This window comes from Lacrimispora sp. YZC11, from assembly GCF_057543815.1.
Map to the genome: position 1 here is coordinate 362,272 of NZ_BAAJYQ010000020.1, position 24,903 is coordinate 387,174.

General features: G+C 43.6%; 25 protein-coding genes and 1 tRNA gene. 15 read left to right on the forward strand and 11 right to left on the reverse strand.

The window, feature by feature from the left end:
* Nucleotides 1–14: 14 nt before the first annotated feature.
* Complete coding sequence (locus tag AC27IJ_RS23155; RefSeq protein WP_313257127.1) at nucleotides 15–800, reverse strand: SDR family NAD(P)-dependent oxidoreductase; 786 nt, start codon at nucleotides 798–800, stop codon at nucleotides 15–17.
* Nucleotides 790–1,554 (reverse strand): GntR family transcriptional regulator, encoded by a 765-nt coding sequence (locus AC27IJ_RS23160; protein ID WP_312441053.1) that lies wholly within the window; start codon nucleotides 1,552–1,554, stop codon nucleotides 790–792. Before AC27IJ_RS23160 ends, AC27IJ_RS23155 begins: the two co-directional genes overlap by 11 nt.
* A gap of 582 nt (nucleotides 1,555–2,136) precedes the next feature.
* Between AC27IJ_RS23160 and AC27IJ_RS23165 the strand changes: the two genes are divergently transcribed.
* Together AC27IJ_RS23165 and AC27IJ_RS23170 are read left to right on the forward strand one after the other, a co-directional pair.
* Nucleotides 2,137–2,209, forward strand: a tRNA-Gly gene (locus AC27IJ_RS23165).
* 319 nt (nucleotides 2,210–2,528) lie between these two features.
* Nucleotides 2,529–3,542 carry a DUF4489 domain-containing protein gene (locus tag AC27IJ_RS23170; protein WP_312502709.1) on the forward strand — a complete coding sequence of 338 codons (1,014 nt, stop codon included), beginning with the start codon at nucleotides 2,529–2,531 and terminating at the stop codon, nucleotides 3,540–3,542.
* Between the two features lie 108 nt (nucleotides 3,543–3,650).
* Here the strand turns inward: AC27IJ_RS23170 and AC27IJ_RS23175 are convergent, their stop codons facing one another.
* Entirely contained in the window at nucleotides 3,651–4,490 is an 840-nt protein-coding gene (locus AC27IJ_RS23175; RefSeq protein ID WP_312441056.1) for a MerR family transcriptional regulator, read from the reverse strand.
* A 280-nt stretch (nucleotides 4,491–4,770) separates the two neighbouring features.
* Between AC27IJ_RS23175 and AC27IJ_RS23180 the strand changes: the two genes are divergently transcribed.
* Together AC27IJ_RS23180 and AC27IJ_RS23185 are read left to right on the forward strand one after the other, a co-directional pair.
* Entirely contained in the window at nucleotides 4,771–6,498 is a 1,728-nt protein-coding gene (locus AC27IJ_RS23180; RefSeq protein WP_312441057.1) for an ABC transporter ATP-binding protein, read from the forward strand.
* Nucleotides 6,495–8,249: an ABC transporter ATP-binding protein gene (locus AC27IJ_RS23185; protein WP_312502707.1), complete on the forward strand. Its 1,755-nt coding sequence runs from the start codon at nucleotides 6,495–6,497 to the stop codon at nucleotides 8,247–8,249. The genes AC27IJ_RS23180 and AC27IJ_RS23185 overlap by 4 nt, the downstream gene beginning before the upstream one ends.
* Before the next feature lie 64 nt (nucleotides 8,250–8,313).
* Here AC27IJ_RS23185 and AC27IJ_RS23190 read toward each other — a convergent pair whose 3' ends face one another.
* The 8 genes from AC27IJ_RS23190 to agaB all read right to left on the reverse strand — a co-directional run bounded on the left by AC27IJ_RS23190 (nucleotide 8,314) and on the right by agaB (nucleotide 14,400).
* Nucleotides 8,314–8,973, reverse strand: coding sequence for an HAD family hydrolase (locus tag AC27IJ_RS23190; RefSeq protein WP_312441060.1), 660 nt, complete (start codon nucleotides 8,971–8,973; stop codon nucleotides 8,314–8,316).
* A 3-nt stretch (nucleotides 8,974–8,976) separates the two neighbouring features.
* Nucleotides 8,977–9,414 (reverse strand): PTS sugar transporter subunit IIA domain-containing protein, encoded by a 438-nt coding sequence (locus tag AC27IJ_RS23195; RefSeq protein WP_312441061.1) that lies wholly within the window; start codon nucleotides 9,412–9,414, stop codon nucleotides 8,977–8,979.
* A gap of 68 nt (nucleotides 9,415–9,482) precedes the next feature.
* Nucleotides 9,483–10,232 carry a GntR family transcriptional regulator gene (locus AC27IJ_RS23200; protein ID WP_487150976.1) on the reverse strand — a complete coding sequence of 250 codons (750 nt, stop codon included), beginning with the start codon at nucleotides 10,230–10,232 and terminating at the stop codon, nucleotides 9,483–9,485.
* A gap of 115 nt (nucleotides 10,233–10,347) precedes the next feature.
* Nucleotides 10,348–11,181: a PfkB family carbohydrate kinase gene (locus tag AC27IJ_RS23205; RefSeq protein ID WP_312502703.1), complete on the reverse strand. Its 834-nt coding sequence runs from the start codon at nucleotides 11,179–11,181 to the stop codon at nucleotides 10,348–10,350.
* Between the two features lie 19 nt (nucleotides 11,182–11,200).
* Nucleotides 11,201–12,199: an SIS domain-containing protein gene (locus tag AC27IJ_RS23210; protein ID WP_312502701.1), complete on the reverse strand. Its 999-nt coding sequence runs from the start codon at nucleotides 12,197–12,199 to the stop codon at nucleotides 11,201–11,203.
* A gap of 108 nt (nucleotides 12,200–12,307) precedes the next feature.
* A complete protein-coding gene (locus AC27IJ_RS23215; protein ID WP_312441065.1) occupies nucleotides 12,308–13,099 on the reverse strand; it encodes a PTS system mannose/fructose/sorbose family transporter subunit IID in 792 nt (263 codons plus the stop codon).
* A complete protein-coding gene (locus tag AC27IJ_RS23220; RefSeq protein WP_312441066.1) occupies nucleotides 13,086–13,868 on the reverse strand; it encodes a PTS mannose/fructose/sorbose/N-acetylgalactosamine transporter subunit IIC in 783 nt (260 codons plus the stop codon). Before AC27IJ_RS23220 ends, AC27IJ_RS23215 begins: the two co-directional genes overlap by 14 nt.
* Nucleotides 13,869–13,923: 55 nt before the next feature.
* Entirely contained in the window at nucleotides 13,924–14,400 is a 477-nt protein-coding gene (agaB, locus tag AC27IJ_RS23225; protein WP_312441067.1) for a PTS galactosamine transporter subunit IIB, read from the reverse strand.
* Nucleotides 14,401–14,657: 257 nt separating this feature from the next.
* Between agaB and AC27IJ_RS23230 the strand changes: the two genes are divergently transcribed.
* From AC27IJ_RS23230 to AC27IJ_RS23280, 11 genes are all read left to right on the forward strand, one after another.
* Nucleotides 14,658–15,767, forward strand: a complete 1,110-nt coding sequence (locus AC27IJ_RS23230; RefSeq protein WP_487150979.1) for an SIS domain-containing protein — start codon at nucleotides 14,658–14,660, stop codon at nucleotides 15,765–15,767.
* A 37-nt stretch (nucleotides 15,768–15,804) separates the two neighbouring features.
* Entirely contained in the window at nucleotides 15,805–16,491 is a 687-nt protein-coding gene (gene deoC / locus AC27IJ_RS23235; RefSeq protein WP_312441069.1) for a deoxyribose-phosphate aldolase, read from the forward strand.
* A gap of 206 nt (nucleotides 16,492–16,697) precedes the next feature.
* Nucleotides 16,698–18,893: a YhgE/Pip family protein gene (locus AC27IJ_RS23240; protein WP_313257113.1), complete on the forward strand. Its 2,196-nt coding sequence runs from the start codon at nucleotides 16,698–16,700 to the stop codon at nucleotides 18,891–18,893.
* Nucleotide 18,894: 1 nt separating this feature from the next.
* Complete coding sequence (locus AC27IJ_RS23245) at nucleotides 18,895–20,037, forward strand: hypothetical protein (protein WP_312502696.1); 1,143 nt, start codon at nucleotides 18,895–18,897, stop codon at nucleotides 20,035–20,037.
* A 257-nt stretch (nucleotides 20,038–20,294) separates the two neighbouring features.
* Nucleotides 20,295–20,651: a thioredoxin gene (trxA, locus tag AC27IJ_RS23250; protein WP_442913613.1), complete on the forward strand. Its 357-nt coding sequence runs from the start codon at nucleotides 20,295–20,297 to the stop codon at nucleotides 20,649–20,651.
* 232 nt (nucleotides 20,652–20,883) lie between these two features.
* Nucleotides 20,884–21,717 (forward strand): MerR family transcriptional regulator, encoded by an 834-nt coding sequence (locus AC27IJ_RS23255; RefSeq protein ID WP_312441073.1) that lies wholly within the window; start codon nucleotides 20,884–20,886, stop codon nucleotides 21,715–21,717.
* 321 nt (nucleotides 21,718–22,038) lie between these two features.
* A complete protein-coding gene (locus AC27IJ_RS23260; protein WP_312441074.1) occupies nucleotides 22,039–23,013 on the forward strand; it encodes a DMT family transporter in 975 nt (324 codons plus the stop codon).
* A complete protein-coding gene (gene eutM / locus AC27IJ_RS23265; protein WP_312502695.1) occupies nucleotides 23,003–23,293 on the forward strand; it encodes an ethanolamine utilization microcompartment protein EutM in 291 nt (96 codons plus the stop codon). Before AC27IJ_RS23260 ends, eutM begins: the two co-directional genes overlap by 11 nt.
* Nucleotides 23,293–24,291 (forward strand): DMT family transporter, encoded by a 999-nt coding sequence (locus AC27IJ_RS23270; protein ID WP_312441076.1) that lies wholly within the window; start codon nucleotides 23,293–23,295, stop codon nucleotides 24,289–24,291. Before eutM ends, AC27IJ_RS23270 begins: the two co-directional genes overlap by 1 nt.
* Before the next feature lie 4 nt (nucleotides 24,292–24,295).
* On the forward strand, nucleotides 24,296–24,577 hold the full coding sequence (locus tag AC27IJ_RS23275; RefSeq protein WP_312441077.1) for a hypothetical protein: 282 nt from the start codon (nucleotides 24,296–24,298) through the stop codon (nucleotides 24,575–24,577).
* A 20-nt stretch (nucleotides 24,578–24,597) separates the two neighbouring features.
* Entirely contained in the window at nucleotides 24,598–24,894 is a 297-nt protein-coding gene (locus tag AC27IJ_RS23280; protein WP_054738270.1) for a BMC domain-containing protein, read from the forward strand.
* Nucleotides 24,895–24,903: the final 9 nt, after the last annotated feature.

Sequence of the window (24,903 nt, forward strand, 5' to 3'; positions counted from 1 at the left end):
TGGGGGACCGCCTGTTACTGCATGGCCGTCAGGCCTCCGTCTACACCGAGGATCTGACCGGTCACAAAGGAAGCGGCATCGCTGCATAAAAACAGTGCGGCGGCAGAAATATCCTCTTCACGGCCGATGCGTCCAAGAGGGATGCGGTCCGTCAGCTTTTCTAAAAATACAGGGTCATCCAACTGGAATGAGTTAATAGGCGTCCGGACAAAGGTGGGGGCGATGGCATTGCAGGTAATGCCGTATTTTCCCCATTCACAGGCTAATTGCTTTGTGTACATGTTGACTGCGCCCTTGCTGGTGCAGTATGCGATATAATCCTGTTTTGTACCGATAAAGCCCTTTACGGAAGAGAGATTGACAATACGTCCATACCGGTTAGGGATCATAAAACGCTTTCCTACTGCCCGGGTTACCGTATGGATACCATTTACATTTAGGTCCATTACCTGGTCAAAGGTATCCTCATCGTAGTCCTCCGCAGGAAGCAGACGGTTCATCCCGGCACTGTTTACCAGGATATCAATGCGGCCAAATACCTTGTCCACCTGGTCAAGCATCTCTGCCACGTCATCCCGGCTGCGGATGTCACAGCGCAGGGAGAGAAAGCTGCGGCCGGCCTGCTGTGCCTCTTCTTCAAGCTGCGCAGCTTTTTCCGGATGTCCGCCGCATACGGCTACATCAGCTCCGCTTTGTAAGAATGCTCTGGCAATGGCGCTTCCTAAACCTCCGGTTCCTCCAGGAATCAGGGCTTTTTTTCCAGCAAGTGTAAACATATTCTGATAGATATCATTTTTCATAAAGAAGTCCTTTCTGTCCCGGAAGACTGAAATTGGTCCGTTCTTTTGTGCTTTCAATAAAATAATCCGGGTAACGTTCCATCAAAGGCGATATCAGCAAAAGGATCCGGGCCAAATGGTGGTGGTAAATGGTGCATGCACGGTCCGTGTCCCGTCCTGCCAGCGCATCGGTAAGAGCAGTTAAGTCCCTGAGGAAATCTTCTGATACGGAAGCGTCGGAGACAGACAGGTAGAGAAGCCTTTGTAGGTCCATTCCGGTTTTCTGCACGGGTTCCCAGATATAGTCCATCTTTCCCGCCAGATCATAAAGCAGATGATAATATTCGGTGATCAGCCGGACGGACTGGGATAAATCGCCTTGGGCCAGATAATCCTCCTGCTGCATCAGGTTATGATAAAGAATATCAAACTGGGGCCGTTTCACATTCCGGATGAAGATGTTCTGAAGCATGGCTGTCCCAAGCTGCTTGTGAATCCATAAGGTTTGCTCGATCCGGTTAATGTCGATCCTGGATACAAAGGCACCCTTCTGGGGGATGATGTCCACCAGATTCTTGCGGGAAAGTTTGTAGAGCGTATCATGGACCGGCGTTCGGCTTATGCTCAGTGCGTCGGCAAGTTCAACCTCGTTCATCTTACGGCCTGGGGGCAGATGAAGGTTCAAAATGAAATGCCGGATAATCCGGTATGCATATTGGCGTGCATCTTCCGTATGTCTCCGGGGCGGTAATTTTTGAAACGGTATGAGTGACATGTAAAACTCCGTTCTTCCGTCTTAACTGACGGCACAAATCAAATAAATAACGCCATGGGCGTTGGGGGTTGTCCTGTGTTGCCATATTTCGAAATTTTGTATAAGGCTTGTCCGGTATATGGTATTGCTATGTGAGCCAAGTACGGACAGGACAGGAATGCATATTAACTTGTATGCAATATCTACCTTTATTTTATCATTCTTTGCTGAAAAAAGCTACTGAATTTGATGCTGTCAAAGCCAGTAGAAAACCGGCGCTATGCCTGTAATCTGCGGGCAACCTGCTCCATATGTCTGCCATCTGTACCGCAGAAGCCTCCAAATATGTTCATGCTGCTTATGCGGCGCAGAAGTCGACCTTCGAAATGATCCCGGTGCGTAAGGAAGTGGAAGGGGGAGAACAAAGCCATTGGTTCTGTTTTGACTGTGAACGGTATGTCCAAAAGAGTTGAAATCAAAAGGGATTTATGGAAATATATAGTACAAAATAACAAAAAAATTGATATTAACCTCTTGCATTTTAAAAAAACATATGATATAATTCCAGTGTTGCAGCAATTGAATAAAAGCTAAGTTTATTATGCGCGAGTGGCTCAGTTGGTGGAGTACGACCTTGCCAAGGTCGGGGTCGCGGGTTCGAGTCCCGTCTCGCGCTTTTAAGAAAACGTAGTGTTTATGAGGGTTTCCGGGTTTTGGGAACCCTCTTTTTGTTTACATGCAAGTGCGTAACGATGTATATTTATCAGAGAATTTCATCTGTTTATACCCATACTTTGAATATCCAGTTGCTCCTTTCAGAGTATTATGAGTGTCCAACTTTATGTCCGTACCCTCAACTCGTTTTGTCTATATGAAATAATCACCTATATACATTTATCTCATATTCTATATTAGATAAATGTATAAATAACTTACTCCATTGACCTATTCTTTATAAGTACATATTAAACTCTCAATGGGAAGGAGTAAATAATATGAATTTATCATCGAAAGCTAATTTTAAGGATGATTATAAAAATAGTAATAAGAGCAGCGACTCATGCGGTCAAATACTGAAATGCGGAGAGGTTAGTCAAGCATTATTATTTAATGGTGCGAGTATAGGAACTTCTGTACCTGCCGCTACGATCACCCTAGATACCTCTAAATTTTGTAACAAATGTATAATGCTCGAATTTACATCTAATATAATTGGAACACTTTTTCAAGGAACTTTAAATTTTCAATTATATAGATTTTGTGATGATCAACTGCCAATTCCTATTGGTCCACAATTCTATTTAACACAATCAATACCAGCCGTTTTTGCTAAAACGTTTCCGTTTTTTGTATGTGATTGTAATTCATGTCCAAATGAATGCTGCACCTATAGTATTGTAGTTTCAGCCGGTGGATCTGCTCCTATTATTGGAAATATTGGAATTTTCGCAGCAAGGCTGGCCGCAATTATTACAGATAATCCGATACGTGATGATGACTGTTACTCATGTAATACACTTAGCCATAAAGAAAACAAGACTATTTTAAAATGCGGAACACCAGGCGGTGCAATACAAATAGCTCCAGGTACTTTGGCAGGCACTACTTTTACCGCTAGTACTCTTACCTTAAATACTTCCTGCTTATGCGATCCATGTGTAAAACTTGAATTTGCAAGCACTTTAGCTTTTTCAAGCCCTACCACTATTGATGGCACAGTTGCAAACTTTCAGGTATTTAAACTTTGCGACAATCAGCGTAACCCAATACCAGTCGGGCCACAGTTGGTTTTTTCAGTTCCAAATACAACACTAATCGTTCCGCCTGCTGCACCTGGATTTTCTGGTACTTCAACATTTTCTTTCTTTGTTTGTGATTGTGACATTTGCCCCCATGAATGCTGTACCTATTCAGTAGTAGTAACTACAGCAACAGCCGATGCTACTGTTACTATTACGAACGCAAGACTTTCCGCAATAGCTGCAGATAATAACTTCAGATGCTGTTAATATAAAATTTAAAAACTTTGCTATTATAAAAGGCTCTAATAATTATTTGAGCCTTTTATTTTGTAAAGCAAGGATATTTGAGGTAATCGGTAAATCTGCACTCTTTAATCAATGTTTCTGTGGTTCGCCCTCAATTTCAGCCAATATTAACGTAACATAATCGTCTTTATCTTTTGCACCTATTTCAAATATAAGATATTCTTCATAAGCATTTTTTCCGAGTTCTATCTGATGTTTCTTTGCGTACTGCATAATCTTTGTATACATTTCACTGATATTACGATAACTTCCCTTGTAATAAACCTGGAGATACCAACCCTCTTTTCGCACCAGAGTGTTGTTTTTTTTATAAGCATTATTCGTTTTAGTATACAGATAGGAAAAGCTGTCGAATCTTTTATCACGGATATTATCAATGGTAAGCGATGCTCCCAGAAAGTCAATCATACTTGCATTGCTGTTGTTTCGGAATGCAATCAGTTCTGTCAAGAAACTTGGATAAGAATTGTCATTGTCATTATCCATTAAGGTACTGCAAAGAGCTTTCATACTTTTATGATAAGCCGGCTCAATGATATTGTATTCTACGGATAAGGCATTTTCTGTTAATTCCTTAAGAGACTCTATCTCGCGTTTCGTGTTTTTTAATTTTGTTATTTCCTTATCCACTTCATTTGATTTTTCTTCCAGTAAATGAACCAATTTCGTAGGATTTCTTTCATCCATATACTTTTTGATTTCTTTTAATGGCATTCCTAGCCGTTTTAACGCAGAAATAATAGAAAAAGTATCGAATTGGCGGAAGGAATAATATCGGTAACCATTTTCTTTAATGATTTCAGGCTGAAAAAGCTTTATCTGATCGTAATGAAATAAAATATGCTTAGGAATTCCGCAGAATTTTGCAAATTCTCCTGTTGTCAAATATTCATTTTTATCTTTAGACATAAAATCACCTCAGTTCTAAGCTGCATTTTATAAACCTCATGTTTGCAGCCGCAACATGTACACAAACTTTATTATTTCATTCATACATATATTTTATCTCAACAAAGCAGGTATTAAAAAAACAGGAAATATCAAACTATAATGATAATGAATTTTTTATTTTTTTTCTTGACTATAAGACAACCTTATAGTTTATAATAGTCAAACAGCCCTTTCCTGTCAAGGAATGCGGCTGAAATTTATTTATATATTTATTCAGTAAAGTGAAAGGAGCTAATTCATGAAGTTAATGTTAAAATATTTAAAAAGATATCCCAAACTAATTCTGTTAAACGTCATAGGAATCTTTAGTTTCGTAGCGGTACAACTGGGAATTCCCACGGTTATGGCATGGATGATTGATAACGGAATAGGTAAAGGAGATATAGATTATATTAAGAAGATGGGAGGAATCATGCTGATTGTCTGTATCTTTGGAGGTGCAGGTACCATTTTATTGACTTTCGCTTCTTCAAGAATCTCAACCTATATGATTCGTGATATCAGAAATGATGTTTTTGTTCAGTCACAGAAATTCTCCCACACAGAATATAATAAATTTGGCGTATCTTCAATGATTACAAGAACAACGAACGATGCATTTCAGTTAATGTTGTTCTCCAATTTGTTGTTTCGAACAGCGCTTTTGGCACCTGTAATGATTTTTATCAGTGTTTTTATGACCATCAAAACCAGTATTAATCTCTCTCTGGTCATCGGAGGAAGCCTTCCGTTTATCGTAGCGGGTGTTATTATCATTGCTAAATTAACCAATCCGCTTTCCGAGAAGCAGCAAAAAGGTATGGACCGGTTGAATCGAATTTCGAGAGAAAGTTTAACAGGAGTCCGTGTAATCAGAGCCTTTCGGAAAAGTGAATATGAAGCAGATCGATTTGCAGAAACCAATGACGACTATGCTACTAACTCGAAGAAATTATTTAAGATCATGTCATTTACACAGCCGGCCTTTTTCTTCTTATTACACCTTGCAATGATGGCAGTGTTTTGGATATCAAGTGTAATGATTGATAAAGGTACCTTACAGGTTGGACAGTTAGTTGCTTTCTTGGAGTATCAGTTCCATGCAATGTTTTCTATTATGCTATTTTCTATGGTATTTGTAATGTACCCGAGAGCGCAGGTATCTGCAAACCGCATTCAGGAATTATTAGTTGAGGAACCATTGGTGAAAAGTCCTTCCGGGGGTATTACGGCTGAAAATAAAGGTATAGTGGAATTTGACCATGTTACGTTTCAGTATCCGGATGGCGAACTCCCGGTGATAAAGGATGTATCTTTTACTGCGAACAAAGGAGAAACCATAGCGTTTATCGGAAGTACAGGCAGCGGAAAAAGTACCTTAATTAATTTAATTCCAAGATTTTATGATGTGACAAGCGGCTCTATCAAAATTGATGGTTTGGATATACGTAATTATGACTTAAAGGCGCTCCGTCAAAAAATTGGATTTATCCCTCAAAAAGCATTTTTATTTAAAGGAACCATAGAAGAAAATCTTAAATTCGGCAATCCCAATGCGACCCCTGAAGAAATAGATCATGCTATTGAGATAGCACAGGCAAAGGAGTTCATTCAGAATAAGCCGGATAAATTACAGGAATTTATAAGTGAAGGTGCAAAAAATGTATCGGGTGGCCAGAAACAGCGAATTTCCATTGCCAGAGCATTGGTCAGAAGACCTGAAATCTACATTTTTGATGACAGTTTTTCTGCGCTTGATTATAAAACAGATGCTACTTTGCGTGCCGCACTCAAGGCAGAAACAAAAGAATCCGTAGTATTCATTGTTGCACAAAGAATTAGTACAATTATGAATTCGGACAAAATTATCGTACTAAATGAGGGCGAAGTGGTTGGTATAGGAACCCATAAAGAACTATTAAAGTCATGCAATGTATACTATGAAATTGCAGATTCACAATTAACAAAGGAGGAGCTGGAGCGATGAGAAAATTATATCCATATATAAAACCATACTTAAAATTTTTTGTTGTTGCGATTCTCCTTACCATAGGATACTCTGGCTTCTTATCAGCGGCACCAATGGTGGAAGGTTTAATTACAACAAGACTGAAAGATGATATTGTAAATATCGCGAACAAAGTTCCCGGGGCCTCCATCAGCTTTTCCTATATTATTAAAATCTTAAAGATTTTGCTTGCTATTTATATTGGTAATGTGCTTAGCAACTTTGGTTCACAATATTTTTTGACAAATGGTATACAAAATACAATGCGTGATTTGAGAAATGATGTGCAAAAAAAGATTACAAAGCTGCCAATCAGCTATTTTGATAAGCGTACATTGGGAGATATTCTCAGTATCATCTCAAATGATATCGATACCATATCAAATGCGCTGCAGCAGAGTTTGTCAAGGATATTGAGTGCTTTCTTATCCATTATTTTAGCAACAGTATTAATGTTTTATATTAATCCCATTATGGGCACTGTTGCAGTTTTACTGATACCGGGAAGTGCTTTTATTATGAAATTTATTATGAATCGTTCTTCTTCTATGTTTGAAAAACAACAGGTCGCACTTGGTGAATTAAATGGTTACATTCAGGAACGGTACACCGGGCTAACCGAAATTAAACTATATGGAAAGCAAGAAGATTCTATAGAACAGTTTAAGGAGATTAATAATAATCTTTGTGAAAACGGATTTAAGGCACAGTTTATATCCGGGTTGATGTCACCGTTAATTTCGTTCATTACTTATATAGGGATTGTGGCTGTTTGCATATTAGGTTCGATATTTGCAATTACAGGTGCGATAACGGTTGGACAGCTTCAGGCATTTATCCGGTATATGTGGCAGCTAAATGAGCCGCTTGAGCAGGTGGCACAATTATCCGCCTCCATACAGTCTGCGATGGCAGCAGGGGGAAGAGTGTTTGATTTTCTTTCTGAAACAGAAGAAGTACCGGAAGCTTCTAATCCTGTAAAAATAGACAACTTACAAGGAAATGTCACCTTTGAAGATGTATCATTCGGTTACAACAATGATAAAATGCTTATTGAGCATCTGAATATTAATGTGAAAAGCGGTCAAATGGTAGCAATTGTCGGCCCGACCGGTGCCGGAAAAACAACCCTTATCAACCTCTTAATGCGTTTCTATGACGTAAATGGAGGTGCAATCAAGGTTGACGGTGTGAAAATTAAAGATATGAAACGGGATGACCTTCGTTCCATCTTTGGTATGGTGTTACAGGATACCTGGTTATTTAACGGAACAATCGCCGATAATATAAAATACGGGAAAGAGGATGCAACGCAGCAAGAGATTGTAAATGCTGCTAAAACAGCAAATGTAAATCACTTTATCAAAACACAGCCGGATGGCTACAATATGATATTAAACGAAGAATCCTCAAACGTATCAGTCGGTGAGAAACAGCTATTAACTATCGCGCGGGCGTTCTTAGCGGACCCGGCGATTTTGATCCTTGATGAGGCGACAAGTTCAGTGGATACCAGACTTGAGTTAATGCTTCAGACAGCTATGAAAAATATCATGAAGGGAAGAACAAGCTTTGTTATTGCACACCGCCTTTCAACCATTAGAAATGCGGATTTAATCCTTGTTATGAATAACGGAACGATTATTGAACAGGGAACCCATGATGAATTAATAGCAGAGAAAGGTTTTTATGAAAAGCTGTATATGAGCCAGTTCCAAAATCAAGCTTAAATATATTTAAATTTAAAGCAGGCCTCCATGTTTGGGAGCCTGCTTTTGATTTTGGAACCAATCCTCATCCTTTTGCTTCGTTCAATTCTTCCAGAACGTCCAACACCTCCCAAAGCCCGTTTATGAAATAATCCGCAAGGCTGCGGTCAAAACGAAACCTTTCATCAATAACGGAGATAACAGTCATCCCTGCTCCATGCCCGGCCATGATCCCATAAGTGGAATCCTCCACCACCAGGCATTCCTTTGGTTCGCACTTAAGGGTGTCCGCCGTATGGAGATAAATTTCCGGGTTCGGCTTGCTTTCCTTAAATTCCTCTCCGCTTACAATGTAGTCAAAGTCACCTTTCAGGCCACAGCTTGTAAGCACATCTTCAATTCCTGCCCTGCTGGTAGAAGATGCCAGGGCCACCAGGTAGCCTCTGCGGTGAAGCTCCCTTAAAAGCTCCGGAACTTCCTTTCTCAGGATGGAAGGGTAGTCCGGACGGCAGTCGGCCCAAAGTCCTGCATACAGCTCCTGGAAAGCAGGGGAATCCACATCTTCTCCGATTACACCGCTTACAATCTCCATAGTCCTTTTTGTGGTGGACCCCACCACGGCAAACAGCGCCTCTCTGTTGATTTGGGGGTAGAGGAACCTCAGCTTTTCATACATATGGTCTAAATATATGATCTCGCTGTCAATCAGGACCCCATCCATGTCAAATATAACTGCTTTTATCATTGGTCAAATTCCTTCCTCAAAGTCCTCGGACGTTTCTACCGGTTCATATTTGTATTTTCCGATCTGGGTTTTTCCTATTTCAATAATTTCATCTGCCAGTGCGTCTGCATCCGGTATCTGGCCCATCATACAGCGCATTGCCAGTTCTACGGTCATACCCAGGTTTGTTCCGTAAAGGACCTTTATCCGCTCATCTCCAAAGCTTAACAGCACTGCATTTTTAAAAGGGGAGCCTCCCAGAATATCGCATAGAACAAGGATTTGTTCGCAGTCTTTTAAGCGGTCAAAGGCGGCTCTTAAATGCTCCTTCAGCTCTTCCTCGCTGTGTTCCGCCTTAAAATCGACTGGTATAATAAAATCCTGATGGCCTGTAAGAAGCTCCACTGCGCTTGAGATTCCGGTTGCAAATGCTCCGTGGCCTGTAATAATGATTCCAATCATAATTTCCTCTTTCCTGCCCACGCTTTTTGGGCATATAGGTATGCCTTCCGGGCGTTCCTCCATTCATTTTAATCTCTGTAAACGACAAAGTCGAATCGGTGAGTGTTGCCGGGATAGGTTTCAATGCTGTAATCAATGGGACGTTCATACTGGTCGTAGGCGATGCTTTCCAGCATGTGCACCGGAGAGTCTTTTTCTATGTGAAACAGGCGGGCCTGTACCGGATCAATGATTTCCGCCCGTATGGATCGGACCGCCTTAGCCGGATAGATGCCATATACATCCTTCATGATGTGATAAAGTGATTCTGTTCCATAATCATGGGCTTCAATTCCCGGAAAAAGATCCATGGGAACAAAATTTTCAATGAAAGTAAAAGGACGTTTGTCCGCATATCGCATGCGCTCCAGATGAAGGCAGTGCTGTTTGGGATCCAAACTCAGTTTTTCGTAAACACGGGAATGAAATGGGATGATCTCTTTTTTCTTTAAATCGGTTCCAGGCTTCATGCCGATCATGGCCAGTTCTTCCCGGTAGCTGACAAGCTGCATCAAAAATATTCCCCGGTCTGTATTTGATTTCACAAAGCTTCCGGAGCCCCGCTTCCTTTCCAGCAGTCCAAGCTTATTCAGTTCTCCGTAGGCCTGTCGGACGACAGGGCGGGAAATGCCGAATTTGCGGCATAGTTCATCCTCTGTGGGCAGCTTTTGTCCCGGAGTCAGGGTTCCGCTTCGGATCGCCTTTATCAGGCAGCTCTTTAACTGCTCATACAAAGGAACCGGACTATATTTATCAATTTGTAAAAATTCAAACTTCATGTTTACACCTCCATGGCAGGGAAATCCCATTTGTACAGTATATCATTGAGGAATTTTACCTGCAACGTTATTTTGACGGATATCGTGTCTGATGTCCGCGGTGTTTTAAACGGCATCAGAAGCCGCCTTTTATCATGCAGTTTTCTGCCGCATAGCGGGCGCCCCCCGCCAGGGCGTTTTTAAGAGCCCATTCCGTCATCCGGCTGCCCTTTTTCCAGCCCTGGCTGGCAAGATTTATGATAAAAGCGGTCAGAAATGCATCCCCGGCTCCCATGGTGTCCACCGGATTAACCGTAAACACTTCCCCTTTTACAAGAACCTCTCCATTAGAGACAAAGGAGCCTGCCTGACCCATGGTGATCAGGACGTGTTTCGCACCGTGCTCATGAAACTTGCGGCAAAAATGGAAAGCAGCTTCTTCTTCCATCGGCTCACAGGAGAACAGGGCAAGATCCAGATACGGGCATACAAGGGTTAAATACTTGTCTGTCCTGTATTTATCTTTTACAGAAAAATCATAGGTGAGTACGGCCGGAAGGCGGCCGGTCTTGCAGATGTCAGCTTCCATCTTTGCATTGCAGCAGCTATGGATGATATCGAAGTCCTTCATATACTCTAATTGGCTCTGATCCAGGATCATGGGGCCGGACCAGTTTGTCCCAAGCCTGACCCCGGCAAAGTGGTGCTCTCCGTCGGTTACGGTATAATCGCAGCATTTCGTAGTGCCGTCCTTTACCGTAGTGCAGTGGGAAAAATCCACCATGTGCTCTTTTAAGGCATTGCGGATCACTTCTGAGAGTTCATCGTCTCCCAGATTGCCCAGATAAGCGGCCTCTGATCCCAGCTTTGAAGCATGAACTGCCGTATTGACCGCATTTCCGCCAGGGTACATGGTGCCTGTGTTTATATAATAGTCGATCACGTTGTCGCCTAAACCAAGAAATTTCATTTAAACGCCTCCCTCATCTTTAATAGCCGCCTTTTCTGTAGTACCGCCGGATATTCAGAGAATGGCCGGTGATTGCTTCCATGTTTTTACTGACCCGCTGGAGCACGGCAGCCATGATCACGGGAGAAAGAAGACTCCGGAAGGAATGGCTGATGCCGGGCAGCATGTAATCTCTTGCGTCAAAGCAGGTAAGCTTTTTCGTATGCTGGCTGGCGAATAATTTTACCTTTTCATCCAAAAACCTGGTAGGCCCATCGGTCATCAAAAGGGTTACGCATACGTCATCCTCTAAAAGCTCCAGGGTTCCATGGAAAAATTCCGGCGAGCTAACGGATTTTGTTCTAAGCCACAGGGATTCCTCTAAGGTACACATGGAATAGGAGTATGCCATGGGCCAGAGATCCCCGGAACCGATCCAGATATGATAAGGCTCCCTGCAATACTTTTTAGCATATTCCAGGCAGAATGGGTCCGCCTGCTTCCGGACCTCCGCCAGGGCTGATGCCAGGTTTTTCAGTTCGTCCGCAAACTGGGGATACTCCGGAAAGGCGCCGTGCCTGTAAAGGAGCCGTCCGACAAGAAGATAAAATACCAGCTCCTGAGGGCGCCCGTCTCCATAGGTGATGCAGAAATCCGAAAGCTTTTCCAGAGGAGAATCCGGGACGCCGGTTACGGACACCAGCCGTACGCCTCTCTGCTTCAAATACCGGGCGGCTTCCAGTGTATCCGTGGTGTCTCCGGATTTTGAGGTGAGGAATGCAACGGTTTTATCTGTGATCCGGTTGCAGCCCATGGCTGTTAAATCCGCAGAGATCATGGATCCTGACGGTATATTGGATGTCTGGTTTATCCAAAGCTCAAATGGAAGCATCATTGACATGGACCCGCCGGAGGAGGTGAAAAATAAAAGATCAAATCCTCCATCTGCCAGGGCATCGGCGGTTTCCTCGATGAATTTCCTCTGGCTGTAAATAATATTCCCATTCTTTATCATTTGTTCTTCATTAAAATTGATCATTTCTGACCTCCCTCTTAAATGGAGCGGGGGCCATACAGGAGATGGGTAAATTCTTCCAGCTCTTCCTGTACGGCCCCCGGCAGAATTCTATATGATTCCTTCCGTGAGTTACATGATTTTAAAGAAAGATAATACGATTGATACAAGGATGATGAGAATAATCAGCATCAGCGTATTAACATGTTTTTTCTTAAACAGCCAGTAAAGGGTGAATACAAACCCAAGAGGCAGTATGTTCGGCATAATGGAATCGAAGATGGCCTGTATGGATACGCCGCCGGGAGCTACCAGCGTTTCTGCAAAATGGAGGGATACGTAGCTTGGTATCAGCCCGCCTACTACCATCATACCCAGGATACCTGCCGCCTTTGTAATGGCGCTGGCATTGGAACTGATTAAATCAACGGCTCCCACACCCATGTTATATCCCATGCGGCCAAACCACAGTCTTGATATGGCTCCTAAAAACCAGATGGCTATATAAAGAATAGGACCAAGTACAGATCCGCCGCTGGCAAGGGAGCAGCAGATGGCTGCTGATATGGGAAGTAAGGTGAACCAGAAGATAGCATCTCCCAGTCCTGCCAGTGGTCCGAATAAACCGGTTTTAATGCTTTTGATTAAAGATCTGTCCTGTCCGTTTTCTTCCAGGGAAAGGACAAGACCCTGAAGGAAGGTTGCCATATGGGGCTCGGTATTAATAAAGTCCATGTTGTTTTTCATGGCATCTGCGATTTCTTCCTTCTGGTCGCCGTAAATCTTCTTTAATCCGGGAAGCAAACCGAGACAGAAGCCGGGAGCCTGCATGCGCTCAAAACTGAAGCAGGACTGTTCCAATATGGAAAGCAGGCTCATCTGGTTGATATCTTTTTTTGTCAATTTATTTCTAGATACCTTCATCGTCAGCACCTCCTACAGTTACGGCGTTCTTTCTGATCGTTTCATCATTTAAATAACCAATGAATGCAACAGCGATTCCTGCAATAGCTACCGGAAGGATATTGCCCAGATTTAAGAATGTCATCATTAAGAAGCCTATAAAAAGATATGCCACGTTCTGCTTCTTAAGCATGACTACAAGGAGCAGGGTAAGACCGACTGCAGGAAGCAGGCCGCCGGATATTTCGAAGCCATGGATCAGCCATTCCGGGAACATGTTTACAAATCCTGCGATCTGGGTCTGTAGTGCAAAGGCAGACAGGAATGTGATCAATGCGTAGATTCCGGCTTTAATTACAATTCCAAGAATAACGATCTGTGTAAATTTCTTTGTGTCTGCGTTCTCGCATGCATGATCCAGAGGGCGTAAAAAACCTGCAAAAGTGGTGTTGCAGATAATTCCCACCCACTGCGCCAGCAAAGCGAAGGGCAATGAGAGTCCCAGAGCTGTTTCTGCGCTCTGGCCAGTCGTAAATGCGAGGACTGTTGTCATCATGCCTGCCATCAGCGGATCAGGCGGAACCGTACCGCCTACGGTCAGCAGTCCCAGATAAGAAAGCTCTGCAACGGCGCCGGCAGCCAGTCCTACCTGTACATCGCCAAGGATTATTCCGGCGAAGAAGGCGACAACGATGGGGCGGAACCAGAAAAAGGCTTCCCAGCAGGCGTCACAGGCACAGATAAAGGCCAGTAAAGCCAGCAAAATCCCCTGGATTAAAGTGATTTGCATAAAAATCCCTCCTTTTATTGAACCGCTGATTTTTTTCTGCGGTTTTCATCTGTCTTTACCTTATCTCAAAATCATGCTTTTTATCTCCGGGAGCGATCTGGATATACACGTCAATGCCTTTCCCCCGAATCATTCTCAAGTCCTCTAAATCCTGTTCATCCAGATATACATGAGGCTCATTGGATACCTTTTTCCCCGGAGCCACATGCATGTTGCCGATGCAGAGCTTATCAATGGGAACTTCTCCCTCAACCAGGACTCTGGCGGCCTGGGGGTTTCTTACTACAATAAATATCTTCTGGCTTGGCGCTGCCTTATGGATGACCTCAATCGTCTTTTGAAGCGTGAAGAACCGGATCCCTACGCCGGTTGAATCTGCGGTCATCTTCATCAGAGATTGCTGGACCGGATCGCCTGCAGCCTCGTCGTCTGCGACTACGATCAGATTACATCCGATGGCTCCCACCCAGGAGCACCCCACCTGACCATGTACCAGCCGGTTGTCGATCCTTGTTAATAGAATGTTGGGCATATGTTTGTCACTCCTTTTTAAATTTGTATCCCCTCTGATATTTTGTACTCTTTTTCATATTTTCACTCTCTTTTATAAAAAAAGTATAAATAATGTATAAATAAATCATAGTCTCATGGAGAAAGTTTGTCAATATGTAATTACAATTTTTTGTATGTTTTCGATACATTATTGACTATAATAAAGGATATGATATAATTATTGCACAAACTATTTTCTGCCTCATATTTTTAAATCAAAAAAGGAGCGGTAACAGAATGAATGAAAAAATAAAAGAAACGATGATGACGTATGTAGAAGAATCTCCTGAGGTAATGCTTCATAATATTAAAAACCGGAAAGAGCTGACGGCGCCGCTGATCGCAGAATATGAAAAGGGAGATTACGGAACCGTGTGGATCGTTGCCTCCGGTTCCTCCTATAATGGTTCGTACTGCGCACGCCAGTTTATGAGGAAGTATTTAAAGTCGGAAGTAAAGATCATATCCCCCTTCACTTTTCTTTGCAGTGAACATGACTTTACGGACAGGGATTTTGTTTTTGTTGTTTCCCAGAGCGGATACAGCACCAACTCCATCGATGCTCTGAAGATGATCCGCGAGCATGGGCGTACCTCAATAGGAATTACGGGAAGTATCTCCAGTGATATGAAAGATTATGCGGATGTGCTGATTGATTATGGGGTTGGAGTGGAAACCGTAGGATATGTGACAAAGGGTGTAACTTCGTTTGCATTGTTTCTGATGCTGTTTTCCATTGAAGCAGCCGTAAGAAAAGGACTGATGAGGGAAGATGAGGCAGAATCGGTATACCGGGATATGGAGAAGGCGGCCCGGATCCATGAGACAGTGCAAAAGGAAACCATGAAATTCTATGAGGATCATTATAAAGAATTCACCTCCATGGTTAATGCTTATGTGTGCGGATGCGGCGCTAATTACGGCACGGCGCTGGAAGGAGCATTAAAGTTGGGCGAGACGGTAAAGATCCCTTCCGTTGCTTATGAATCTGAGGAATTCCTCCATGGACCCAATCTTCAGATGACACCTGGTTATACGGTATTTCTCATTGATGGAGGAAACAGCAGCAGCCGGATCCAGACCATTTTTAAAGCCTGCAGGGAGGTAACTGACAAGGCGTTTTTAATAACCAATCAGCCTGGATATACCGGAGAAGGGATCTTAAACCTTCCGGTGGAGCTGCCGGAGCTTTTAACCCCCTTATGCTTCCTGCCGTTTTTCCAGATCCTTGCATATCAGGCAACCACAGCATTAAACCGCTGGAAGCAGCATCCTTTGTTAAAGAAGATGAAAGATACTGCCGCATGCAAGACGGAAAATTATGAGAGTCAGGATGATGACGATTGATTCTTAAGGATATGGTCACGGACAAAGGAGACTATTTATGGGGAATATTCAGATCAGCCAGAACGAACTGGCCGCTTATTTTGACCACACCCAGTTAAGAGCCTGGGCGAACCATCAGGATTTTGTAAACCTCTGTGAGGAGAGCATGGAATATGGATTTAAGATGGTAGCCATCAATCCGGCGCAGGTGGTCCGCTGCCGGAAGCTTTTGGAAGGCAGCTCCGTTCATGTAGGTGCTGCGGTAGGATTCCCGCTGGGGCAGACAACCATAGAAGATAAACTGAATGAAACAAAGACCGCCATTTTAAACGGTTCTGATGAGATCGATTATGTGATTAACATTACTGAGTTAAAGGAGAAAAATTACGGCTTCATAGAAAAGGAAATGGCGGAAATTACGGAAGTCTGCAGAAAAAATAAGGTGATATCAAAGGTGATCTTCGAAAATTGCTATCTGACAGACCAGGAGAAAGAGGAATTGTGCCGGATCGCACGGAACGTGCATCCTGATTATATTAAGACCTCCACCGGCTTTGGAACGGGCGGGGCGACCTTTGAAGATGTGGCGCTGATGAAGCGCATGGTAGGAGATGAAATTAAGATTAAAGCGGCAGGAGGTGTGAGGACCCTGGATACTGCCCTTCAGATGATAGCGATTGGAGTCAGCCGGATCGGTTCCACGGCAAGCGTTTTAATCGTGGAAGAGCTTAAGAAACGTATGTAGGCTGAAACGCCCCTTGAGAAGTATTTTTTATTCCCTATAATGGAAAGCTGTTAAATGACCGGTTTTATTCTGCTCAAAGGGTCATTTAACAGCTTTTTTTAACACCTTTTAATAAGATAATGGGAATCAGGCATTGCTTTTAGTGCGGGAAAATATTATAATACGGAAATGCTAAATTTTATAGTTGTAATACCAAGGAGGCACTCATGATACATGTTAAAAACATAATGAAAATTTTTACCGGTGATATTAAGCGCATTGTGCTTAATCCGGTGGCCGTTATTATCGCGCTGGGACTTACCCTGATTCCGGCTTTATACGCATGGTTTAATATCGCTGCAAGCTGGGATCCTTATGCCAATACCAAGGGACTTAAGGTTGCTGTTGTCAACCAGGATAAGGGAGCTTCCATTGACGATATATTTGACACGGATATTGATGATTCTTCTATTAATATTGGAGAAATGATCTTAGATGAGCTCAGAAAGAATGAGCAGATAGGCTGGCAGTTCGTCAACAAGGAAGAGGCAATCGATGGAGTGGAATCCGGGAAATATTATGCGGCGGTCATTGTTCCCGAGGATTTCAGCCAAAAAATATCAAGCGTCCTTACCTCTCACATTGAGCGGCCTGTGCTCGAGTATTATGTAAATGAGAAGAAAAATGCCATTGCTACAAAGATCACTGGCAAAGGGGTGGAGAGCGTACAGCAGCAGATCAATGAGACCTTTATTAATTCTACCTCAAAGGTGGCTGGAAAGGCATTAAACAAATATTCAGATGACTGGAGCGTTGACAAGGAAACAGACAGGAACGATGCCGTCACCACTCTTACGGATGTAAAAACAGATTTGGATCAGCTGGTGGATACCATCACCATGCTTCAGTCCACCCTCCGTACCGTCAACAGCTTAAATGGCGGTATGAAGGGAACGCTCCCTGATGTGAGTAAAATGATAGATTCAGGCGGACAAACGGCCGAAAGTGCAAGAACGCTGATCGATTCCTCCAGAGGGTTCTCTGATACAATGACAGAAGGAATTAAGGATACCCTGGATCAGATCAGCAAGGTAGAGGAATCGGTATATGAATCCTTTCAGGTAATCGGCAAGCTGACGGATACATCCGCTGACGGGGCCCTGGATGCATTAAAAGCCACGGAAAATCTGGTTCAAGGAAGCATCAGCCAGTGCAATAGCGTGAACAAGGTTTTAGGGGCAATCAACCAAAAGCTGCCCATTCCCTTAAAAGAAATAACAACGCTTCAGCAGAAGCTTACCGATACCGTTAAACAGCAGCAGGACCTGGTCAGGAAGCTGCAGGCTGCACAGCAGACTGTGAAGCAGACAAAAAGGCTGCCGGATAACATGGAGAAGGAAATTGGAGATTCACTTGATGGGGTTTCCAACTCCATAACAGATGTTCTGGATTTTTACACCGGTAAGGTGGAGATTCCATTAAAGGACAGTCTGGATAAGACCTATGATGCCCTGGGCACGACTGCAGGGGCTTTAGACAGCATTGGCAGCATGGTAGGGCAGATCGATACCACCCTTGACAGCGTAACAGCCTCATCCCAGAGCCTGATCGAAGCTTTAGACAGCGCCGTCAGCCTGATGAACAGGAGCCAGAAACGGGTGGATGATATGATCGACAGTGTGAACAAACTGGCGGATAATGAGAAACTGAATAAGATCATGGATATAATGAAGAATGATCCGGATCAGCTCAGTGATTTTATGAAGATGCCTACGGATATGGTTACCAACACGATCTATCCCGTAGAAAATTATGGTTCTGCCATGGCTCCGTTTTATACCATTCTTGCCATCTGGGTGGGAGGACTCATTTTGGTAGCCCTGGTAAAGTGTAAGGTGGAAGAGAACAGGGCTGAAGGGCTCAAGCTGTATGAAACCTATTTTGGACGGTATCTTACCTTTATGATGTTTGGAATCGCCCAGGCACTGGTGGTTTCTCTGGGAGATTTGTATATGCTGAAGATCCAATGCCTTAATCCTGGGAAATTTGTGCTGGCAGCAGTAGCAGCCAGTATCATATTCACCAATATCATTTATTCCATGACGGTTTCCTTTGGAGACGTGGGCAAAGCGATTGTGGTAGTCTTTATGGTCATACAGGTGGCCGGCTCCGGCGGTACCTTTCCCATACAGGTAACTCCGCGGTTTTTCCAGATCGTTAATCCTCTGCTTCCTTTTACCCACCTCATCAATGCCATGAGAGAGTGTGTGGGAGGTATTTACGGAAATGATTATTGGAAAGATATACGAAACGTGCTGGTCTATATTCCCTTATCACTGTTGGTTGGAATCGTATTGCGGAAGAAGGTGTTAAAACTGAATGAATTTTTTGAAGAAAAACTCAGCCAAACAGGGATCATGTAAAATGGAGAAGGGAAAAAAACCACCGGGAATCAGACGCCGTATGCTTTGGACCGGCGGGGCGGTACTGCTTTTAGTGGTTCTTGGAGTTTGGGTATGGAACTACCTTCCTATGCATTATGCAAGATTTTACCTGACCCGTTCGGCACTGCAAACCAGGGGGCGTTTAATGGATTTGTGGGGCAAGGATAAGGAAGGAGAAGGTGCGAAGGAGGACTCCCTGAAGCTGATCGCCGATGAAGTGGAATGGAATGGTCATTCGGTGCTGATACTTCCGGGAGGGTTTGGCATCAACTGGAAGGAACAAAGGGATGAGGAAAATACCTTTGCCCAGGGAAGCCTTGACGTGTATTTTCTGGGTGCCATAAGGGACGGAGTCCATTACCTGGCGGACAGGGAAAATGCCGTGATTTCTGTGCCTGGGATTAACGGAACGACCATAAGAACCAGCCAGGATACTTTAAAAAAGGTTGTTGGATTTTCCATTGTCCCGGAGGAAAGAAACCATTTTAGGGATCAGTTTGAAACCTTAAAAAAGGATACCATCCATATGATGAACCAGAGCCACATAGAATTTGTGGAAAGGGATAAGAATGGCGTAACCATTAAGGCAATGGTTCCTTCCGGCATCTTTGACTCTTATGTGAGTAAGATAGGGGAGATGCTTATAGAAGGCCCTGGAAAGGACATGAAGGAATGGGGGCAGATGTTAGAGGATCGGAAAACCCAGGGAGAGACCCAGGAAATTTTATTTACCATTGATAAAGGGCTGCATATTACGGAGATCAAAGTTGAGGGCCTGTCTGATATGAGCCTTTTGCTGGAATCCCATGGAGGGATCCGGCTGGCAGGAAGTGTAACTCTTAAAGAGCGGGAACTTAATATGAGCGTAAAAGTCTATTTCGGTAATGGGCAGGAAGGGAAGAGAGCATTCCAGATACCCGAACTAAACATTACATATTATAATGAAAGATTCCGGCTTGGCCTGAAGCTGAGCGGAGGATATGAAGGCGGTAAGATTTCTTCTGAGGCTTTGGAACGTGGGAAGCTGTCTGAAACAGATGGAGAATCCGGTGACGGATTGCAAGAGGTCAAGGATGAGTTTCTTAAAAGAGCCGGACAATTAGGCCTTGACTTTTATAAGTAAATAAAAAAATCTATTGACAAATACAACTGTAACTTTTATACTAACAGTAGAGATACTGAAACTTGTTAAGTTACAGTTATCCCGTAGGTAATAATCCAAAAAACGGGGATATTTAAAGCAATTATGACAAAACTATAAAAAATAGGACCGTCGGCTGGATGAAATTGCAGAAGATGTACTGTTCATCATATGATGCGTCGGCATTTCCCGGATACAGAGGAATGTTGTGAATAATGAATAAAAGGCGCTTTTCGTGAATACACAAAAAGCAAGTCAATAAGGAGGAACATAATATGGCAGTTATAACATTAACTCAGGAGAATTTTCAAACGGAAGTAGCAGATAACAGCGGCATTGTGCTGGTAGATTTCTGGGCGACCTGGTGCGGCCCCTGTAAGATGTTTGCACCAGTGATAGACGAAATTGCAGAAGGGAATCTTCCGGGCGTTAAGGTTGGCAAGGTGGATGTAGACCAGCAGCCGGACCTGGCCGGACAGTTTAAGGTTATGAGCATTCCGACTCTTGTACTTTTCAAGGATGGAAAGGCAGCGGCCACTTCCGTAGGAGTTAAGTCCAAGAAAGATGTTTTGGAAATGATTGAGAAATTAAGATAAAGATGCAGTGAAGGCCACGGGTCATCCGGATAACCGGAAGACCCGTGGCCTTTTTTACAGATATTTACTGTTCGCTGATGCCATTTTTTTCGTATAATAGATAACATAAGTAGTTATTGACATTCCCCTATACAGGAAGGATTATACTAAGTTTATCAGTACAAGGAAGCTCGTAAATGAAAGGTAATCTAATATTTAACACTTAGACAGCGCACATACTTATGGGGGTTCTATGGAAGAAAAGAAATTGTATTCAATTGGGGAAGTTAGTAAGATCTGTAACATTTCTACAAAAGCATTGCGGTTTTATGATAAAATCGGGATCATCTCTCCTGATATGATCTGCAAGGAAAACAGCTACCGGTATTATAACAAAGAGTCGCTTATGACTGTTCCTGTGGTGAAATACTACAAGCAAATGGGATTTAAACTGGAAGAGATGCAGGGACTGGTCGAAGGAAAAAATTATTATTATCTGGAACAGAATTTCCGCAACAAGATTGACCAGCTATGTCTTCAGGAGCAGCAGATCCATAACAGCTATATTGCGGTTAAGGACTGGTATGAGCTGATACAGGAAGCCAAACTGGTGCTCCAGAATGATGTACATGATGTTGCCGTAAAATATATACAGCCTGCCACCTATTGCGGCATGGAGCAGGACTTTGACTACAATTACATGGAATCCATCATCAATATTGAATGGACCAACCACTTAGAGACAGCTGAGAATGAGATCACAGGGCCGGTAATTTTAAAATTCGAAGCATTTGAGGAAAAGATGGCAGGCAAATGCAGCCGCACCAGAATCATGCAGCAGGCCATTCATCCATGCAGGAACTGCTTAAACAGGCAGGTATTTGGAGGGTTTATGGCTGCGTCGGTTTATCATATCGGTAAGCATGAAACGATTGATGAGGAGTACGAGAAAATACTTAAATGGGCAGCTAAAAAGGGCTATAAGTGCGGGAAAGAAAGCTTCGAACGGTATGTGGTAGATTACTGGACCACCAGAAACCGGGAGGAGTTTGTTTCAGAGGTAATTGTTCCGATATACAGGGAATAAGGGAGCATGTTTTAGAGGTTGGCTTCCCTGGATACAGTATTCAGAAAGATGCTGTACCAGGGGAGCCCTTTTTTGTTTTCCGGGATGTGACAGTTTCTCCCAATATTTGGAGCATAAAAAAGTTTAAAAACATGTTGACATTCCCCCAAGGGGGAAGATTTATACTAAATGCATAGAAAAACACAAAGCGACTCCGTAAAATTAGTAACATTAACTGGCGTGATGTGTTTTCTAAACGTTTTCAGCTGAACGTGAAGAAAAAAGCAGAGAAACAGGCTAACTTGAATTTTGTGCAGTACCAGTTGGGGAAGGAAAACTTAAATGACGGAAGCACGAAAGAAATTTAAAACAATTGGCATTACGACAGGCTTGCTGTCTGGTCTTATGTATGGGTTATATACCACATTCGTTTTGATCGCCGGTTATTACAAGCCTCTTGCCGGAGCAGTTGGATTGTTTGCTGCTCCCTATGTAACCTCAGGCCTGAATGATTTGTTTGCAGGCATCTGGCTGACCGCTTATAACGTAAAGACCGGAAGAATCCGGGAAATCGGAAGAAGCTTAAGCCTGTTCCCGGGAAAAATCATTCTTATCGGCTCTTTAGTGGGCGGCCCCATAGCAAGCGGTGCTTACTTAATGGGACTTGCCATGGCAGGAGCTTACGCAATACCGATTTCCGCTATGTACATACTATTTGGAGCATTGTTCGCAAGGATTTTCCTGAAACAGAAAATCGTTCCGAGAGTAGGCATTGGAATGGTCATCTGTGTGGTTGGGGCGATTGTCATTAACTGGGTAAGGCCGGAAGGCAGCACTAATTTTACCCTTGGGATCATCTGTGCGTTTGTTGCGGCCGTCGGCTGGGCTCTGGAAGGTGTATTCGCAGCTTACGGAAGCGCCATGCTGGACACCGATGTGGTAATCAACATCCGCCAGCTATTATCCGGTATTGTGGATTTGATTGTTATTTTGCCGATGGTGGGAGGCATGGGACTTTTAAAGGGTACCCTTTTTTCACTGCCGCCGGTTATGTGGCTGCTGGTTTCCGGACTTTGCGCCGCAATATCCTATTTGTGCTGGTACAAATCCAACAGTACAATAGGCTGCGCCATGGGAATGTCACTGAATATTACCTACGCGTTCTGGGGAGTGCTGTTTTGTATCCTGTTCTTAAAACAGCCATTGACCCCGACCATTATCATTGGTTCCATTATTATCATTCTGGGCGCGGTTTTAGTATCCGTAGACCCGTTTGAATTGCTCATGAAAAAGGAGGAAGTAAGCAATGAAATATGATGCATTAGGAATGATCGAGACAAAGGGCCTGATCGGTTCTATTGAAGCTGCAGATGCAATGGTAAAGGCAGCAAATGTTACTCTGGTAGGAAAAGAATTTGTCGGCGGCGGACTTGTTACCGTTATGGTAAGAGGTGACGTAGGTGCGGTAAAGGCAGCGACCGATGCAGGTGCGGCAGCAGCCCAGAGAGTTGGAGAACTGGTTTCCGTTCATGTAATTCCTCGTCCTCACGCTGAGGTTGAAACCATTCTTCCGAAAGAAAAAAAGGAGTGTAAATAATGAGTAACCAAGGAATGACATCTGCATCCGCGGATGCAAAAATGGCGGCAATAAACAAAAAATTCAGGACAACCGGAATGACGACCGGTGCATTGTCCGGACTGACATACGGGATTTATACCGTACTTGTTCTGGTTGCCGGATATTATGAACCTCTTGTCAGTGCGGCAGGACTTTTGGCAGGACCATATGTGTGTTCCGGCTTAAACGATCTTTTCGCAGGAATCTGGCTGACTGCTTATAATGCAAAAAGCGGCCGTATCCGTGAGATGGGAAGAAGCCTTAATACATTCCCTGGTAAAATGATCGTTATCGGATCTCTTCTTGGCGGTCCCATAGCCAATGGCGCTTATCTGGTAGGTCTTGCCATGGCCGGCGCCTATGCGATTCCGATTTCCGCATTATGCAGTTTGTTCGGAGCAATCTTTGCATGGATCTTTTTAAAACAGAAAATCACCAAGAGAGTCATGTTGGGTATGCTGGTATGCGTAGCCGGTGCCATCATCATCAACTGGACAAAGCCGGAAGGCAGCGATAACTTCACGCTGGGAATTATTTTCTCCTTTGTCGCAGCCGTATGCTGGGCCCTGGAAGGCGTATTCGCCACTTACGGCGGAGCCATGATCGATACCGATGTGGCAGTAAACTTACGCCAGCTGATTTCCGGTGTTGTGGATTTATTCGTGATCCTGCCAATCGTTGGCGGCTTGGGACTTCTTGGCGGAACACTTTTTGCAGGAATTCCAGCCATCTGGCTTGCAGTATCCGGCTTAAGTGCCGCAGTGTCATTCCTCTGCTGGTATAAGAGCAACTCCACCGTTGGATGTGCTGTGGGAATGTCCTTAAATGTAACCTATGCGTTCTGGGGCGTTTTCTTCTGTATCCTGTTTTTGGGACAGGCAGTGACACCTACGATTGTAATCGGTTCTTTTGTAATCGTATTTGGTGCGATTCTGGTAACCATGAATCCACTGGATTTATTCAGGAAAGGGGAATAAAGAAATGTTATTACCTGCAAGAACAGCGGTTTTAAATTATTTATACGGAGTAAAAAATGCGGATATCGGTCAGATCATGGAGGCATTAAAGCCCCTTTACGGCGGAGAACGCCAGTTTACCAAAGATCGTTATTTGGACCATGTCATGTCTTTGGAAGCAAACGGTATGGTCAACTTAAGCAGCTATGATCTGGATCAGAACGGGGAGCTGCGCATGTGCTACGAAATCAACGATGACGGAAGAAGTGCAGTTGACAAGTATGTGGATAAGAAATACCGCAAATAAAAAAGTGGAGGTTTGCAAAGGTGAGATATTACGGAGATGAAGCTTTAGGGCTGGTAGAGACCGTTGGACTGGTTCCTGCACTGGAAGCAGCAGACAAAATGCTCAAGGCAGCGGATGTAGAATTGATTTCCTATGAAAACGTAGGTTCCACCCTGGTGACCATTATGGTAAAGGGTGATGTGGCAGCGGTACGCTCCTCAGTAGATGCAGGTGCAGAAGCAGCGGCAGCCATCGGCAAGGTCACTGCAAAGAACGTGATGCCAAGACCCATCAAAGAGGTCGGCGACATTGTATCAGTGCACGATATAGACGCATAGAGAAAGGAA